Annotated in this window: 13 protein-coding genes; 5 read left to right on the plus strand and 8 right to left on the minus strand. The window is 74.7% G+C overall.

What is annotated here, in order from left to right:
• Positions 1-24 precede the first annotated feature (24 nt).
• Entirely contained in the window at positions 25-726 is a 702-nt protein-coding gene (locus ACQYWQ_RS07500; protein WP_431033126.1) for a TetR/AcrR family transcriptional regulator, read from the minus strand.
• Positions 727-853: 127 nt separating this feature from the next.
• Between ACQYWQ_RS07500 and ACQYWQ_RS07505 the strand changes: the two genes are divergently transcribed.
• Positions 854-1,993, plus strand: coding sequence for an FAD-dependent oxidoreductase (locus ACQYWQ_RS07505; protein WP_431033127.1), 1,140 nt, complete (start codon positions 854-856; stop codon positions 1,991-1,993).
• A gap of 178 nt (positions 1,994-2,171) precedes the next feature.
• Here the strand turns inward: ACQYWQ_RS07505 and ACQYWQ_RS07510 are convergent, their stop codons facing one another.
• Both ACQYWQ_RS07510 and ACQYWQ_RS07515 read right to left on the minus strand, forming a co-directional pair.
• Complete coding sequence (locus tag ACQYWQ_RS07510; RefSeq protein WP_431033128.1) at positions 2,172-3,332, minus strand: acetyl-CoA C-acyltransferase; 1,161 nt, start codon at positions 3,330-3,332, stop codon at positions 2,172-2,174.
• Between the two features lie 55 nt (positions 3,333-3,387).
• On the minus strand, positions 3,388-5,427 hold the full coding sequence (locus ACQYWQ_RS07515) for a bifunctional glycosyltransferase 87/phosphatase PAP2 family protein (protein WP_431039100.1): 2,040 nt from the start codon (positions 5,425-5,427) through the stop codon (positions 3,388-3,390).
• Between the two features lie 500 nt (positions 5,428-5,927).
• On the opposite strand from ACQYWQ_RS07515, the gene ACQYWQ_RS07520 reads away from it, so the two are divergent.
• Both ACQYWQ_RS07520 and ACQYWQ_RS07525 read left to right on the plus strand, forming a co-directional pair.
• Positions 5,928-6,602 (plus strand): O-methyltransferase, encoded by a 675-nt coding sequence (locus ACQYWQ_RS07520; RefSeq protein ID WP_431033129.1) that lies wholly within the window; start codon positions 5,928-5,930, stop codon positions 6,600-6,602.
• A 59-nt stretch (positions 6,603-6,661) separates the two neighbouring features.
• Positions 6,662-7,063, plus strand: a complete 402-nt coding sequence (locus tag ACQYWQ_RS07525) for a DUF1992 domain-containing protein (protein ID WP_431033130.1) — start codon at positions 6,662-6,664, stop codon at positions 7,061-7,063.
• 372 nt (positions 7,064-7,435) lie between these two features.
• Here ACQYWQ_RS07525 and ACQYWQ_RS07530 read toward each other — a convergent pair whose 3' ends face one another.
• Both ACQYWQ_RS07530 and ACQYWQ_RS07535 read right to left on the minus strand, forming a co-directional pair.
• Complete coding sequence (locus ACQYWQ_RS07530) at positions 7,436-8,023, minus strand: translation initiation factor IF-2 (RefSeq protein ID WP_431033131.1); 588 nt, start codon at positions 8,021-8,023, stop codon at positions 7,436-7,438.
• Positions 8,024-8,028: 5 nt separating this feature from the next.
• Positions 8,029-8,790 carry a hypothetical protein gene (locus ACQYWQ_RS07535; RefSeq protein WP_431039101.1) on the minus strand — a complete coding sequence of 254 codons (762 nt, stop codon included), beginning with the start codon at positions 8,788-8,790 and terminating at the stop codon, positions 8,029-8,031.
• A 164-nt stretch (positions 8,791-8,954) separates the two neighbouring features.
• On the opposite strand from ACQYWQ_RS07535, the gene ACQYWQ_RS07540 reads away from it, so the two are divergent.
• Both ACQYWQ_RS07540 and ACQYWQ_RS07545 read left to right on the plus strand, forming a co-directional pair.
• Positions 8,955-9,530, plus strand: coding sequence for a GNAT family N-acetyltransferase (locus ACQYWQ_RS07540; RefSeq protein WP_431033132.1), 576 nt, complete (start codon positions 8,955-8,957; stop codon positions 9,528-9,530).
• A 112-nt stretch (positions 9,531-9,642) separates the two neighbouring features.
• Positions 9,643-10,584: a peptidoglycan-binding protein gene (locus tag ACQYWQ_RS07545; protein WP_431033133.1), complete on the plus strand. Its 942-nt coding sequence runs from the start codon at positions 9,643-9,645 to the stop codon at positions 10,582-10,584.
• Positions 10,585-10,605: 21 nt separating this feature from the next.
• Here ACQYWQ_RS07545 and ACQYWQ_RS07550 read toward each other — a convergent pair whose 3' ends face one another.
• The 3 genes from ACQYWQ_RS07550 to ACQYWQ_RS07560 all read right to left on the minus strand — a co-directional run bounded on the left by ACQYWQ_RS07550 (position 10,606) and on the right by ACQYWQ_RS07560 (position 13,991).
• Entirely contained in the window at positions 10,606-11,259 is a 654-nt protein-coding gene (locus ACQYWQ_RS07550; RefSeq protein ID WP_431033134.1) for an HAD-IA family hydrolase, read from the minus strand.
• Between the two features lie 297 nt (positions 11,260-11,556).
• On the minus strand, positions 11,557-12,147 hold the full coding sequence (locus ACQYWQ_RS07555) for a TMEM165/GDT1 family protein (RefSeq protein ID WP_431033135.1): 591 nt from the start codon (positions 12,145-12,147) through the stop codon (positions 11,557-11,559).
• 569 nt (positions 12,148-12,716) lie between these two features.
• Positions 12,717-13,991, minus strand: coding sequence for a DUF6183 family protein (locus tag ACQYWQ_RS07560; RefSeq protein WP_431033136.1), 1,275 nt, complete (start codon positions 13,989-13,991; stop codon positions 12,717-12,719).
• Positions 13,992-14,444: the final 453 nt, after the last annotated feature.

Below are 14,444 nucleotides of genomic sequence, written 5' to 3' on the forward strand. Positions count from 1 at the left end.
CGCCCCCTAGGCGCCCTACGCGCCCTACGCGCCCTCCGCCGACGCCACGATGCCCGCCAGGACCAGGTCCACGCCCGCGAGGAACTGCTCGCGGTCGTCGTGGTCGCGGAGCTGGCCCGCCACGGCGCGGGTGAAGGGGTACGCGGCGGGGTCGAGGGCTTCCCAGGCGCGCGAGGCGGCCTCCAGGAACTCGGTGCGGGTACCTCGCCCGGGCAGGTCGAGGGCCATGTCGGTGTTCGCCGCGTTCTGGCCTGCGACGCCGAAGACGTAGTGCATGAGCGCGGACGTGGCCGTGAACCAGCCGCTCTCGGGCACCCCGAGCGCCCGCACCTGCCGCCCCAGCGCCTCGAAGACGCGCGGCGCCACCGAGCCCCAGGGGTTGCGCGCGAACTGCGCCGCGAGCTGGGCGGCGAGCCAGGGGTGCGCCTCGGTCGCCTCGTAGAGGCCGAGCGCGACGGAGCGGATGGCCTCGCGCGGCGAGGCGCCGGCGGCGGGCTCCACGGACACCGCGTCCGCGACGACCGCCTCGGTCGCCGCGCCGAGCAGCTCGTCCTTGTTCGCCACGTGCCAGTAGATCGCCCCGGGGCCCGTCGAGAGCCGCTCCGTCAGGGCGCGGAAAGTGAGCTTCCGGGCGCCCGCCGCGTCGAGCAGTGCGATGGCGGTCCGGACGATGCGTTCGCGCGAGAGCGGCTCGGCGCGAGCGGTCCTCTTCGTCATGGCTCCCATCCTGGCACACGCCCCTGGAACAGGGTTCCAGCTTGACAATTCTGGAATGCCGTTCCACGGTGGTGGTGGAACGACATTCCAGACGGCTTTCCGGAGGAGATTCCGGACGACTGCGAAGGAGCCCGCCATGACCACGCACACGCACGTCACGATCATCGGCGCGGGACTCGGCGGACTCACGCTCGCCCGCGTCCTGCACGTCCACGGCATCCCGTCCACGGTCTACGAGGCGGAGGCCTCGCCGACGTCCCGCGCACAGGGCGGGATGCTCGACATCCACGAGAACAACGGGCAGGCCGCGCTCGCCGCTGCCGGGCTCACCGAGGAGTTCCGCGCGCTCGTCCTGGAGGGCCACGAGGCCTCGCGGGCGCTCGCGCCGGACGGCTCGGTCCTCCTGGAGGAGGAGGACGACGGCACGGGGGGCCGCCCCGAGGTGCAGCGCGGTGAGCTGCGGCAGGTCCTCCTGGACTCGCTGCCCGAGGGCACGGTGCGCTGGGACCACAAGGTCACCGGGGTGCGCGCGCTCGGCGGCGGCCGCCACGAGGTGAGCTTCGCGAACGGCACCCGTACGGAGACGGACCTCCTCGTCGGCGCGGACGGCGCCTGGTCGCGGGTGCGCCCGCTGCTCTCGGACGCGAAGCCCGTGTACACCGGCACGTCCTTCGTCGAGACGTACCTGTACGAGGCCGACACGCGCCACCCCCGTGCGGCGCGGGCCGTCGGCGCCGGGGCGATGTACACGCTGGTGCCCGGCAAGGGCATCCAGGGGCACCGCGAGAAGGACGGCAGGCTGCACACGTACGTCGCGCTCCAGCGCCCCCTGGACTGGTTCGACGCGCTCGACTTCGGCGATCCGGACTCGGTGAAGGCGGGGCTGCTCAAGGAGTTCGACGGCTGGGCGCCCGAGCTGACCGCGCTCATCACGGACGGCGAGACGGCCCCCGTCCTGCGCCCGCTCCACACGCTGCCGGGCGACCACCGCTGGGAGCGGGTGCCCGGTGTCACGCTGATCGGTGACGCGGCGCACCTCATGATCCCCTCGGGCGAGGGCGCCAACCTGGCGATGTTCGACGGCGCGGAGCTGGGCAAGGCCCTCGCGGCGCACCCGGGCGACCCGGAGGCGGCACTCGCCGCGTACGAGCGCGACCTCTTCCCGCGCAGCCACGAGGAGGCGGCGCAGGCCACCCTGATGCACGAGCTGATGTTCGGCCCCGACTCCCCGCACCGCTTCCTGCGCATGGTCACGGGCCAGGACCAGGAGTCCTGAGCGGGACGAGACCCCCGGTCGGTCCGCGCGGCCGAAGGACGGCGCGCGGCCGCGCTCACCGAAGGCCCTCTGCGCGGCGAAGGTCGCGCTGAGGGCCTTCGGCACACCCGGTGGACGGCGGCGCGGAGCGCGGGCCCGGTGCTCCGTCAGTCATGGTGGCGGGTTCTCCCCGCCGGTCTCACAGCCGTTCGAGGACCGTGGCCGCCGTCTGGGCGCCGTCGCCGACGGTGGTGGCGAGGGCGAAGGTGTGGTCGCCGGAGTGGAGTTCGGCGAGGGCGGTGGTGAGGAGGCGGGCTCCCGTGGCGCCGCCGGGGCGGCCGAGGGCGAGGGCGCCGCCGCGCGGGTTGACACGGTCGAGCGAGGTGCCGAGGGCGCGGGCCCAGCCGAGCGGAACGGCGGCGAAGGGCTCGTCGAGTTCGATCGTGCCGAGGTCGCCGAGGGACAGCCCGGCGCGGTCGAGTACGGCGCGGGTCGCCGCGACGGGGCCTTCGAGGTACGAGGCGGGCTCGACGCCGAGCGTGACGTGGGCCCGTATCCGCGCGAGGGGCCGCAGCCCCAGCCGCCGCGCGGACGCGGCGCTCGCCCAGAGCAGCCCGGCCGCACCGTCCGCGAAGGGCGCGGTGCTGCGTGCGGTGTGGACGGCCCCCGCCGGGCTGCCGCCGGGGGCGGGGGACGAGCGCTGGCGGGGGACGAAGGGAGTGCGGTCCCGCGGCCCGGCAGCCGCGCCCTCGTCGGCGGTGATCTCGGTGGTGCCGAGCGGTACGGGGCAGGTCTCGGCCGTCGTCCTGCCGTCGGCGCGGGCCGCGCGGGCCCTGGCGCGCGAGAGCCCGGCGACCTCCTCGGCCTCGGCCCGGCCGATCCCGTACGCCTTCGCGACCCGCTCGGCGGCCTCGAAGGGGCCGGGCAGGTCGACGTGCCAGCCCGCCGGCCTGGGCAGTCCCGGGCCGCGCTGCGTCGCGGTGGCGGGGGGTACCCGGGACATCGCCTCGACGGCGCAGCTGAGCCCGATGCCGAGGCTTCCCGAGCCGATGAGCGCGGCGGTGAGGTGGGCCGCCTCCTGCCCCGACAGTTCCCGTCCGTCGACGGTGAGCGCGGCGGTGCCCGCCGGGAGCCCGGCGGCGAGCCACGCGGTGCGGGCCATGTTGTCGGCCTGCTCCCCGGTCTGGGTCTCGGCCCCGCAGACCACCTGCTCCACGCGTGCCGCGGCGAGCCCGGCCCGCTCCAGCAGGGCCCCGTACACGAGCCCGAGCAGCCGCGCGGGATGCACGGGCGCGAGCGCCCCGCCGTAGAGGCCGACGGGGGTCCGTACGGCCCCGACGATGACGGCGTCCTGGCGCATGGGAGGGAGTCTGCGGGAGCGGGCCGGTTTTTTTAACCCTCCGGCAGGGGCCGACTCATTGGGTCCCTCCGGAAACCGAGGAGCGCGGGCGTGCGGGGGGAGCCTCCGCTTCGGGCTCACCCGGCCCGGAGGGCGCGGCGGCCCTCCCCACGTCCTTGGTCCGCCCCCTGGGCCCCGCCAGGACGTACGTGATCCCGAACCCGAGCCCGACCACGGTGGCCCCGCCCACCGCGTCCAGGACCCAGTGGTTCCCCGTCGCCACGATCGCCGACACGGTGAACAGCGGATGCAGCAGCCCGAGCGCCTTCATCCACCACTTGGGCGCCAGGATCGCGATGACGAGCCCGCACCACAGCGACCACCCGAAGTGCAGCGAGGGCATCGCGGCGTACTGGTTGGTGACGGCGGTGAGCGTCCCGTAGTCCGGCTTGCTGAAGTCCTGCACGCCGTGGACGGTGTCGATGAAGCCGAGCGTCGGCATGAGGCGCGGCGGGGCGAGCGGGAAGAGCCAGAAGCCGAGAAGCGCGAGGAGCGTCGCGAAGCCGAGCGCGCTGCGCGCCCACCGGTACTCGGCGGGACGGCGGATGTAGAGGATCGCGAGGACGCTGAGCGGGACGACGAAGTGGAAGGACTCGTAGTAGAAGTTGAAGAAGTCCTCCAGCCAGGAGACCTTCACGACGGCGTGGTTGGCCCAGTGCTCGATGTCGATGTGGAGGAACTTCTCGATGCTGTGGACGATGTCGCCGTGGTCCTCCGCGGTGGCCCTGCCGCCGCGCGCGGCCTTGCGGACCTCGGAGTACGCGGCGTAGCCGACCCGGATGAGGAGCAGTTCGAGGAGCAGGTTGGGACGCCGCGCGACCCAGCGCCACACGGGCAGCAGCGGGACCCAGGACCAGCGCGCGGGGCGGCGCGGCAGGTAGACGGTGGGGACGGGGTGCTCGTAGGCGGGCGCCGAGGTGCTGAGGAAGGGCACGACGCAGGCGGCGGCGAGGGCGGCGATGAGGATGATGTTCTGCGTGATCGGGTCGAGGCTCGTCATGTTCGGCAGCAGCACCTTGGGGGTGAGCGAGAGCGCGAGCACGACGGCGATCGGCCACACGTACCTGTCGGCGGCCTTGCTGCCGACGCGGCCGACGACGGTGAGCAGGACCCACAGCATCTGGTGCTGCCAGCTGGTCGGCGAGATCGCGACGGCGACGCAGCCGGTGATCGCGACGGCGAGGAGCGGCTGCCCGTCCTCCGCGTACCGCACCGCGCGGCGCAGCCCGGTGTAGACGACGGCGAGCGCGAGCACGGCGAAGAGGGCGAGTTCGAGGGGGCCGTGGAGGCCGAGGCGCAGGAGCGCGCCGTGCAGCGACTGGTTGGCCAGTTCGTCGCTGGTGCCGAGCCCGGCGCCGGCGATGTGGTGCACCCAGTAGGTCCACGAGTCGTGCGGCTGGGCGGCCCAGGCGAGCACGGTGCCCGCGAGGAAGGTGACGAGCGTGGACAGGCCCGCGCGGCGGCGTCCGGTGAGCCACAGGAGCGGCGCGAAGAGCAGCATCGTCGGCTGGAGGGCCGCGGCGAGGCCGACGAGGATTCCGGCGGGGACGTCCTTGCGCACGGCGAAGCAGCCGAGGACGACGAGGAGGACGGGGAGGATGCTCAGCTGCCCGGTGTGGAAGGCGTTGCGCACCGGGAGCGAGACGAGGAAGAGGCAGATCGCGACGGGCGCGACGAGCAGCGGCACGAGGCGCGACTGCGAGCGGGGCCGGGGCACGGCGCGCGCGACGACGAGGCCGAGCACGACGACGAGGAGAAGGCTCGCCACCGTCCACAGCACGCCGAGCGTGTCCTGCGCGGCCTCGCGCAGGGGCTTGAGGACGAGCCCGGCGAACGGGGTCCCCGTGAAGCGCCCGGTGTCGTAGAGGGAACCGGAGACGTGCAGCACCCCCTGCGGGCCCACCCAGGTCTCCAGGTCGGTCAGCCGGTCGCCGGGGGGCAGCCGCAGCACGGCGGTGAGCTGTCGTACGACCAGTGCCGCGGCGGCGACCCACAGCACGATGCCGAGGACCCGCATCCGGGCCCTGACACCCTCAGGACCGCCGGGACCGAACATCCCGTCGGTCCCGCTCCGCTCCGCATTCGCCACGTCGTGTGGCCTCCCGCCCCGCTCGTCGTTGTCCGGCACGTCCCGGCCCCCGGTGGCGCCCTCCGTGCTCCCAGAGGCTCGTACCGCCCGTGTACGGAGACGCAGCCGGGCCCCTGTTCGCCTCATAGCCTCTTCTCTTTCACCTTGCCGTTGACCACGTTTTGACCGGCTTTTGGCCGAAAACTGAGGTTCTGGACAAGGTTGCTCGCCACCGGGAAAGCGGACGCCTCCCGAATTCTCGCGGAACGGCGCGGAACGCTCCCCCTTGCCCCGCTCGGGGCGGGGAAAGCGTAGCCGTCGCCCCCCGGCCCGCTTCCGCCGCACCTTCCCGGCAACAGAGTGGTCACTCTACGTGACTCCACGTGCCGAACACTCCGGCAGGCCCGCACGGCTCGGTGATAAGTTCCTTTCGGGAACTCACTCGCGGGAGCATCCGCACCGGGAGCTTCGTACCGAAAGGCCGCACCGTGCCCGACTCCGCACAGACCTGGACCGCTGTCGACACCTACTTCACCGGCCTGCTCGCGCAGGGCGAGGACTTCTTCACCGAGGCGCTGCGCGCGAGCGACGCGGCGGGACTGCCGCCCATCGCCGTCGCACCCAACCAGGGCAAGCTCCTGCGGCTCCTCGCCGAGACGCAGGGCGCGCGCCGCATCCTGGAGATCGGCACGCTCGGCGGCTACAGCACGCTGTGGCTCGCGGGCGCGCTCCCGGCGGACGGGAAGCTGATCACGCTGGAGTACGAGCCGAGGCACGCGGAGGTGGCGCGCGCCAATCTCGACCGTGCCGGGTACGCGGAGACGGTCGAGATCCGCGTCGGCGCCGCGCTCGACAGCCTCGCGGCGCTCGCCGACGAGAAGCCGGAGCCCTTCGACTTCGTCTTCATCGACGCCGACAAGGTCAACAATCCCGGCTATGTGACGTGGGCGCTGGCCCTGACCCGCCCCGGCAGCCTCATCGTGATCGACAACGTCGTACGGAACGGGGCGGTGACCGACGCGGACAGCACGGACCCGAGCGTCCTCGGCACCCGTGCCGCGCTCGACCTCGTCGCCCGCGAGCCGCGCCTGAGCGGCACGGCGGTGCAGACCGTCGGGAGCAAGGGGTACGACGGTTTCGCGCTGGCCCGCGTGGTGGCCTGAACACCCGGGGAACAATGGGCGCGTACGCACGTGAGACGGCGGCGGACGGAGGCCACGGCATGACCGAGCGCAAACCCCCCGGCTTGGACTTCGAGTCCTGGATCGACCGGCAGATCAGAGAGGCCGAGGAACGCGGCGACTTCCGGGCGCTGGCCGGGAAGCCGCTGCCCGACGAGGGCCCGCACCACGACGAGATGTGGTGGATCAAGGGGAAGATGGCCCGCGAGGGGCTCTCCCACCTCCCGCCGTCCCTGGCCCTGCGCAAGGAGGCGGAGGACACGCTCGCCGCCGCGCGCGAGGCGCCGAGCGAGGCGATGGCGCGGCGCCTGGTGACGGAGCTGAACGAGAAGATCCGCGCGGCACTGCGCGGCCCGATCGACGGCCCGCCGCTGCGGCTGAGCCCGTACGACGTGGACGAGATCGCGGCGCAGTGGCGCGCGGCGCGGGGCGGCGGGGCCTGAGGGCGAGAGCCTGAGGGCGAGGGGGCGCCTGCGGGGGTCCGGGGTACGGGGACGGGGACGGGGGCCGGGTACGGGCTGGGCTGGCACGGGCTGAGCGCGGGGTGGGCCGCGTCGTGTGCGGGGCCGCGCCGTGGGTCCGGGTTCGGATTCGCCCGTACGGGGGACTCGCTGCGCGGGCCTGCCGCGTCACCGGATGCGGGCCCGCGCGGGATCTCGCGCGGGCCCGGGGCAGGAGGAAGGGGCGGAGGACGGGGTCCCACCCGTCGTCCGCCCCTTCCGGCTCTCGGGACCCGGGGACTCGTGCTCCGCGCGGCCCGCACCTTCGTCCGTTCCCGTGCCTTCGTCCGTTCCCTGCGGTGGTCTCAGGGGGCGTCACAGGCTCAGCAGGCGCTCCGTGGTCTCGCGGTACTCCTGGAGCGCGAGGCGCAGGCGCTCGGTGTCGGCCTCGGCGCCGTGTCCCTGCCGGGAGGTGGTCCGCTCGCGGCCGGGCTCCCGCGCGGGCAGGGGGGCGCTGTCGGCAGGGTCGTCCGTCACGCCGTCGGCCGCGCGCCGCGCGCGGCCGGTGTCGCGCGCCGTCCCCGTACCGTCGCGGCCGCCGCGCGGGGCCGTTCCGCCACCGGTCGGTGTGCCGTCGCCGAAGCGTGAATTGTCACCGAACCCGGTGGCGTCGTCGCGTCGTGCCTGCGCGGCGCTCCCCGCGCCGCCCGCGCTCGGCGCGCTTCCTTCGCCGTCCCACGCCGAGCGGAGTTCGCCGTGGCGGTGGACGAGGGCCTCGTGGAGCTGTTCGACGGTCTCGGCGAGGAGGCGGTCGGCCTTCTCGACGGCTTCGGCGGGCGAGTCGACGAACTCGCTCACGGCCTCGCGGAGTTTCGGTGCGAGGCGTTCACGCGTGTCGTCGGGAAGGAAGCTCGTCCCCGTCGTGGCGGTGTGCGGCTTCTGGTCGGGCAGGATCGCGGTCATCTCGGTCAGCTCCTCCGGGCCTCGTGGCCCTCGTAGGTCTCGGCGTTCTCGGGGGCCGGGGCCGTGCCCGGCGCCGGGGCCTCGGGCCTGCCGGCTGCGGGCGGTGTGCCCGGTCCCTCCCCGCGCGCGCTCGGGCGCTCGGTGCGCTCGGTGCGGTGGCCTGCGTGGCGGCCTGCGTGGCTGGCGTCGTGGTGGCGGGCGTCCTGGTGGGCGCCGTCCCGTTCCGTACGCGTTCCGGACGGGCTCGCGCCGATCAGCTCCTCGAAGAGGCCGCGCGCGGCGAGCAGCGCCTCGCGCAGTTCCTCGGTGCTCTCCTGGCCGCTCTCGGCGGGGGTCAGCGCGGCACGCAGCCTGCGGTAGCCGTCGACGTGGTGCGGGTGGTGGACGGAGAGCGAGTCGAGGCGGGCCGCGTGCCGGTCGCCCCCGGGGTGGCCGACTGCCGTCGCGGTCTCGGCGAGGAGCCGCTCCGCCTCGGCTGCTGCCTCGCGCGGCGCCTCGACGAAGTGTTCCTGGAGGGTGCTCCAGGAGGCGAGGAGGCGCGTGCGCTCCTCGGGCGCCGGGGTGTGCTCGCGCAGCGAGCCGTAGGTCTTGACGCGCTCCCTCAACTCCTGTTCGGCGGCGCGCCGGTCGCCGTCGTGGTGGCGCACGGCGCGGTCGTACTCGGGGCCGAAGCGGCGCGGCAGCGAGCCGCCGCCCGCGCCGCCGCCGCGCCGTACGAGGAGGAAAGCGACGGCGGCGAGGACGACGACCACCACCACGATCAGCACAACTGTCAAGGCGGGAGACATACTTGCCCTCCGTTGATATGAGTCCGGCGGAACCCGCGTCCCTTGTCCCGGACCCGGGGTATTGCGTTCAGCACTCCGGGTTGCCGCGAACGGCGCCGCAAAACCGTTGGCCGTGAACGGACACGGTGCGTGAGGATCGCGGGATGGACGCACGCTGGGCCATCGCCCGGGAACCGCACGCATCACCGACCGCCCTCGCCCTGTGGCGCGCGTACTACACGGAGGTCTCGGACCGCTGGTACCGGCTGCGCGAGGGGCACGACACGGAGCCCGGCGAGCTGCGCCGCGCGCTCGCCTCCTCCGACCACTCCCCGCTCGCGCCGCCGCACGGGCTGCTGCTCGTGGGGCGGTACGGGGGCGAGACGGCCGGTTGCGTGGGGCTCAAGCCGAGCCGGCTCGATCCGCACGCCCTGGAGCTGACGCGGATGTACGTGCGTCCCGCGTTCCGCGGCCTGGGCGGTGGCGGTGTGCTGCTGCGCGCGGCGGAGGCGGCGGCGCGGGAGCGCGGGGCGCGGCGCCTGGACCTCGACACGCGGCACGACCTGGTGGAGGCGCGGGCCCTGTACGCGCGGCACGGGTGGCGGGAGACGGGGCCGCTGTGGGAGGACGCCTACGCGGAACGGTGGTTCAGGAAGGAACTGGACGCGGGGGACACCGGGGTCGCCCGGGAGGCGGGCGAGGTGGGGGAGGTCCGGGCGGTGCCCGGGGCGACCGGCTGAGGGGCGGCCCCCGGCGGGTTGACGGCTTGTCATGTCTCGCCCGGTCGAACACGTGCTCAGGGTGTCTCGGCATAATCGCGGGGATCGCTCAGGGGGCCGGGAGGGGACTGCGGTGAACGGACAGGAACGCGGGCAAGACCGCGAACAGGCACGGAGACACGGGCAGGAACAGGGGCAGGAACCCTGTCCGGAGTGCGGAAGACCGCGCGAGGCCGGGGCGCCGTGCGCGTGCGGGGCCGACGGCGAGGAGTTCAGCCCGCTGCGGGTGCGGCCCTACGTGACGGTCGGCGAGGGGGAGGACGACGGGGCCGAGCCGGAGCCCACGACGTACGGCGGGGCGCTCCCCGAGGCGACGATGCGGCTGCCGCGCGTCCCCGGGCCCGGCCTTCCCGGCACGGGCGAGCCGGAACCGCGCGGCGGCGGGCGGCGCAAGGGGCTGTACGTGGCCTCGGGGGCGGCCCTCGTGGTGGCGGGCACGGTCGCCGCGCTCCTCGCGGGCGGCGCGTTCTCCTCGGGCCCGGACGCGCCGGGACCGGCGCCGGGCGTCGCGGCGGCGGCCGGGCCGAGCACGGCGCGTACGGACGAGGCGGCGCCGTCCCCGAGCGCCTCGGCGTCCCTCTCCCCCTCGGCCGGCGCCTCCCCCTCCGCGTCGGCGTCGTCGTCGCCCAGCGCCTCCGCGTCCGGCACGACGCCGAGCCCCGGCGCCTCGGCCTCGGTGTCCCCGGGGGCGAGCGCGAGCGAGGCGGGGTCGCCGCTCCCGACCCGTACCGCCGTGCAGAAGCCGCCCACGGCGGGGCCGTCCGAGCAGCGACCGCCCGAGGACGTGACGGCGGCGGTGCTGCGCCGGGGCGACAGCGGCCCGGAGGTCACGGAACTGGAGGCGCGGCTGCGGGCCGTCGGGATCTACCCGGGGCGCGAGGACGGCCGCTTCGACCGGACCCTCCAGTACGCGCTGACGACGTACCAGGTGACGCGCGGCGCCACGGACGAGCACGGGGTCTACGGGGCCGACACGCGGACGAAGCTGGAGGGGGAGACGCCGCAGCTGGGGTAGCGGAGGTGCGGGGCCGTGAGGTCAGCCCAGCCGGACCCGTACCCCGTCCGCCGTGCCCTCGACACGTACCGCGCGCAGGTCGGTGACGTGGTGGTCCGGCGCGTACGCCGCGGCGCGGGGGCCGATGCCGAGGACCGTGGCCCCGGCGGCGCGTCCCGCCGCGATACCGGCGGCGGAGTCCTCCAGGACGAGGCAGTCGGCGGGGTCCGCGCCGAGCGCGGCGGCGCCCTTGAGGAAGCCCTCGGGGTCCGGCTTGCTCGCGCCGACGTCCTCGGCGGTGATCCGTACGGCGGGGAGCGCGAGCCCGGCGGCCGTGAGCCGGGCCGTCGCGAGGGGGAGGTCGGCGGAGGTGACGAGGGCGTGCGGGTACGGGGCGAGCGCGGCGAGGAGCGCGGCGGCGCCGGGGATCTCGACGACGCCCTCGGTGTCGCGGGTCTCCTCGGCGAGCATGGCCTCGTTCTCGGCGAGGTTGATCTCGACGGGGCGTTCGGGGAGCAGCGCGGCCATCGTCGCGTACCCCTGCCGCCCGTGCGCGACGCGCAGGACCTGCTCCGGGTCGAGCCCGTGGCGCAGGGCCCAGGCCCGCCAGATGCGCTCGACGACGGCGTCGGAGTTGACGAGCGTGCCGTCCATGTCGATGAGCAGGGCCTTGACGTGCAACTTGGTACGCGGCATGTCACACCTCACGGGCGGGAGGAACACGGACGGAGAACAAGAGTGGTCCCGCCCACAGGTCAGGGTTTGCGGGCGGAACCACTTTGTTCGGTCACGATACAAAACGGGGCGGTCCGGCGCCACACCACCCCCGCCCGAGCCTGCCCGCCGGAGCGCTCGGCTGGCGGGGGCTGGCAGGCAGGGGGGGTGGCAGGCAGGGGGCTGGCGGGGGGTGGCAGGCAGGGGGGCTGAGCTGGTGGGGGCTCGCCCGTTGTGGCGTTCGGCCGCTGGTCGCTCGTGGCCGTTCCGGTCCTGGGTTCAGGCGACGGCCTCGAAGAGGCTGAGCGCGCCCAGTACGAGCATCACGAGCACGGCGGCCTTCGTGACGAGCCCGAGCGGCACCCTTCTGATGAGCCCGCGCCCGCCGAGTACGACGAGCGCCCCGACCGCCCACAGCGCGGCGACGGCGCCGACGCCGACCGAGAGCGGCTGACCGGCGTAGCGGGCGGCGAGGTTCGCGGTCACGATCTGCGTGAGGTCGCCGAACTCGGCGGCGAGGATGAACGAGAAACCGGCACCGGCGACCGGCCAGAAGCTCTGGCCGCCGGGCTCGCGCGCCCTGGCCACGGCCTCCTCGTCGGGCGGCCGCTGGAGCAGCAGGAAGGCGGCCCCGGCGAGGAAGAGGACACCGGTGAGCGCGCGCAGCAGCCGCGTGGGCAGCAGGGTCAGTACGCTGCCCGCCACGATCGCGAGGACGACGTGGAGCAGGAAGGCGGCCGCCATCCCCACGAAGACGTACGAGGCGCGGTACCGGGTGCCGAGAACGAGCCCGGCGAGCGCCGTCTTGTCCGGCAGCTCGGCGAGCACGACCACCCCGAAGGCCAGTGCGGCCACAGCGACATCGAACACACTTCCCGCCTCCCGCGACCCCCTCGGCCCTCCGGACCGGAGCGGGCCGCCCACCATCCCGACACCCGGCCCCCGAAGGTACCGGTCCTTGAGGGTGGGGGCGTACCGGCGTGGGGTGTTGGGGACGGGGCGGGGGTGGCGCCCCGGGGTGTGTGAGGGGGGAGTGCGCGAGGGGGGTGAGGTGTGCGAGGGGGGTGAGGTGTGCGAGGGGGGTGAGGTGTGCGAGGGCGGGGTGAGTGCGCGAGGGGGCCGGGACGAGGTAGTGGGGCGAGGGGTTCCGACCGGGATGGGTGGCGGGGGCCAGCGGGTTCGGTCGGCTCTGCGGGACGGGGGGAATGACGGGGGGAATGACGGGGCTGGCGGGTTCGGTCGGCCGCGCGGGACGGGTTCGCGGGGTTGCCCGCGTCGGCCGGGCGCCCTGTCAGCTCCCGTCAGCCCCCGGCAGTCGGCTCCCCGTCAGTCGGCCCGCACCGCTGCCCCGTCCCTCAAGTGGTACATCCGGTCAACGGTCCGTCCCGTCGATTGGTCCGTCCCGTCGATTGGTCCGTCCCGTCGATTGGTCCGTCCCGTCAGTCCGTGTCAGTCGCCGCCAGTACCGCGAGTCCGCGTCCGTCCGGGCGCACGGCGGCGAACCCGATGTCCCAGGCGATGCCCCGGAACCACTTCGTGGAGCCCGCGAAGCCGTACCAGGCGCAGCCGTGCGCGGCCACCTCGACCCGGGCGGGGTCCGTGTCCTTCGGCGCCCCCGCGAGCGCGGCGAAGGAGCGCCAGGCGGCGAGTCGCCCGTAGGCGCCGTACTCACCTCTGTTGTACGCGCCACCGTGCGCGGCGGCGGCGAAGAGGGCGCCCCACACCTGCCCGGGGGTGCATCGGGTGAGCGCGAGCGGGCGGCGGGGGTTCGCGACGGCGAGCGGGGCGAGCCCGAGGCCGCGCAGGAGTGCGGGCAGGCCGGCCTCGGGGACGGGTGCGGAGAGTTCCCAGCACCCGGTCTCGTACGCGCCGTTCGACTCGGTGCACCAGTTGCGGACCGCCGCGCCCGCCTCGGCGCGGAAGGCATCGGTGGTGCGGTCGGCGGCGAGTGGCGGGCGGCCGCCCGATCGGCCGAGCGCGACGGGCGCGCCGGGACGCGCATCGGGGGTCGAACGGGAGCTTCCATGAGGGGAGTTGACGCTCAGGAGGGGCGGCTCCTCGACGGCGAGCAGCTCCAGCGGAAGCCGGTGGAGCGGGTGGCGACGCCCGTGCGGGGAGCGGGCCCAGCGGGCGAGTTCGGGAACCTCGCAGGGCGACGTACCGCGCAGGACCAACTCGTGGACCAGGCAGGCCCGCAGCTCTTCCGGCGCGTGCGCGCGGCCACCACCGGCGAAGACGACGGCGAGGTCCGCCACCGGCTGCCCCTCGGCGAGCAGGGCGGCGGCGGTGCGGGAGTAGAGGGTGGGCGACGGGGCGGGCGAGGTGGGGGTGGCAGGGGTGGCAGTGACGGAGATGGCGGGGGTGGCAGTGAAGGGGGTGGCGGGGGTGGCAGTGGCAGTGGCAGTGGCAGTGGCAGTGGCAGTGGCAGTGGCAGTGGCAGTGGCAGCCTTCGCGGCCTCGGTCGCCGCCGCAACCAGCCGTACCGCCTCCTCGACATGCTCCCGTCCCGGGGTGAGACAGAGCAGGCGCAGAAGGCGATGGAAAACGTTCCAGTACTGCCATGTGCCGACGCGACGGGCAGCCAAGGCCACACCGAGGTCGCCGAGGAAGCGTGACTCGCCTGCGGCCAGGGCCCTTTTCGCCATGTCGCCCACGTCGGACACGTCATCCCGGCCGGACAGGCCGCGCAGGACCTCGCCCACTCGCTCGTCCATGCGGGGAGCGTACGGGGAGGGGGCCGGAACGACACGCGGGTTTTCACGGAGGAGGCGCCTCGCGGCGAGGGGAGCCATCTCGCGGGGTGAGGGCCCCTCGTAGGGAGGGGAGCGACCTCGCAGGGAGAGGGCGCCTCGCAAAGAGAGGGCGCCTCGCGGTGGACGGGGCCTCAGGGCTGAGGGGGCCTCACGGCGGGGGGCGGTTGAGCCGCGTCGCATCGCTGCGGCTCGCTCGGGGCCCGTACCGCAACCCACTCTCGTACCCCCACACGAAGCCCCCACAACTCCCGTGCCCCGCACGCGACATCCGCACGCCCGCGCACGACCGACGGGCGCTCACCACTCTTGTAGTGACGTGCGCATGACGCCACGCTGTTACCTGGCGCCCACCCCACGGAAACCCTGGGCCGCCAGCCTGAAGACGGACCCACCCCCCACATCGAGGAGTCAACG

Origin of the sequence: Streptomyces sp. P6-2-1, assembly GCF_050613165.1 — a bacterium.
Taxonomy (GTDB): Bacteria; Actinomycetota; Actinomycetes; order Streptomycetales; family Streptomycetaceae; genus Streptomyces.

What these genes read in the sequence shown, in the direction of transcription:
- ACQYWQ_RS07550 (WP_431033134.1), bottom strand. Translation starts at nt 11,259, where the DNA reads ATGCCGCGTACCAAGTTGCACGTCAAGGCCCTGCTCATCGACATGGAC.
- ACQYWQ_RS07525 (WP_431033130.1), top strand. Translation starts at nt 6,662, where the DNA reads ATGACCGAGCGCAAACCCCCCGGCTTGGACTTCGAGTCCTGGATCGAC.
- ACQYWQ_RS07540 (WP_431033132.1), top strand. Translation starts at nt 8,955, where the DNA reads ATGGACGCACGCTGGGCCATCGCCCGGGAACCGCACGCATCACCGACC.
- ACQYWQ_RS07500 (WP_431033126.1), bottom strand. Translation starts at nt 726, where the DNA reads ATGGGAGCCATGACGAAGAGGACCGCTCGCGCCGAGCCGCTCTCGCGC.
- ACQYWQ_RS07560 (WP_431033136.1), bottom strand. Translation starts at nt 13,991, where the DNA reads ATGGACGAGCGAGTGGGCGAGGTCCTGCGCGGCCTGTCCGGCCGGGAT.
- ACQYWQ_RS07530 (WP_431033131.1), bottom strand. Translation starts at nt 8,023, where the DNA reads ATGACCGCGATCCTGCCCGACCAGAAGCCGCACACCGCCACGACGGGG.
- ACQYWQ_RS07510 (WP_431033128.1), bottom strand. Translation starts at nt 3,332, where the DNA reads ATGCGCCAGGACGCCGTCATCGTCGGGGCCGTACGGACCCCCGTCGGC.
- ACQYWQ_RS07505 (WP_431033127.1), top strand. Translation starts at nt 854, where the DNA reads ATGACCACGCACACGCACGTCACGATCATCGGCGCGGGACTCGGCGGA.
- ACQYWQ_RS07515 (WP_431039100.1), bottom strand. Translation starts at nt 5,427, where the DNA reads ATGTTCGGTCCCGGCGGTCCTGAGGGTGTCAGGGCCCGGATGCGGGTC.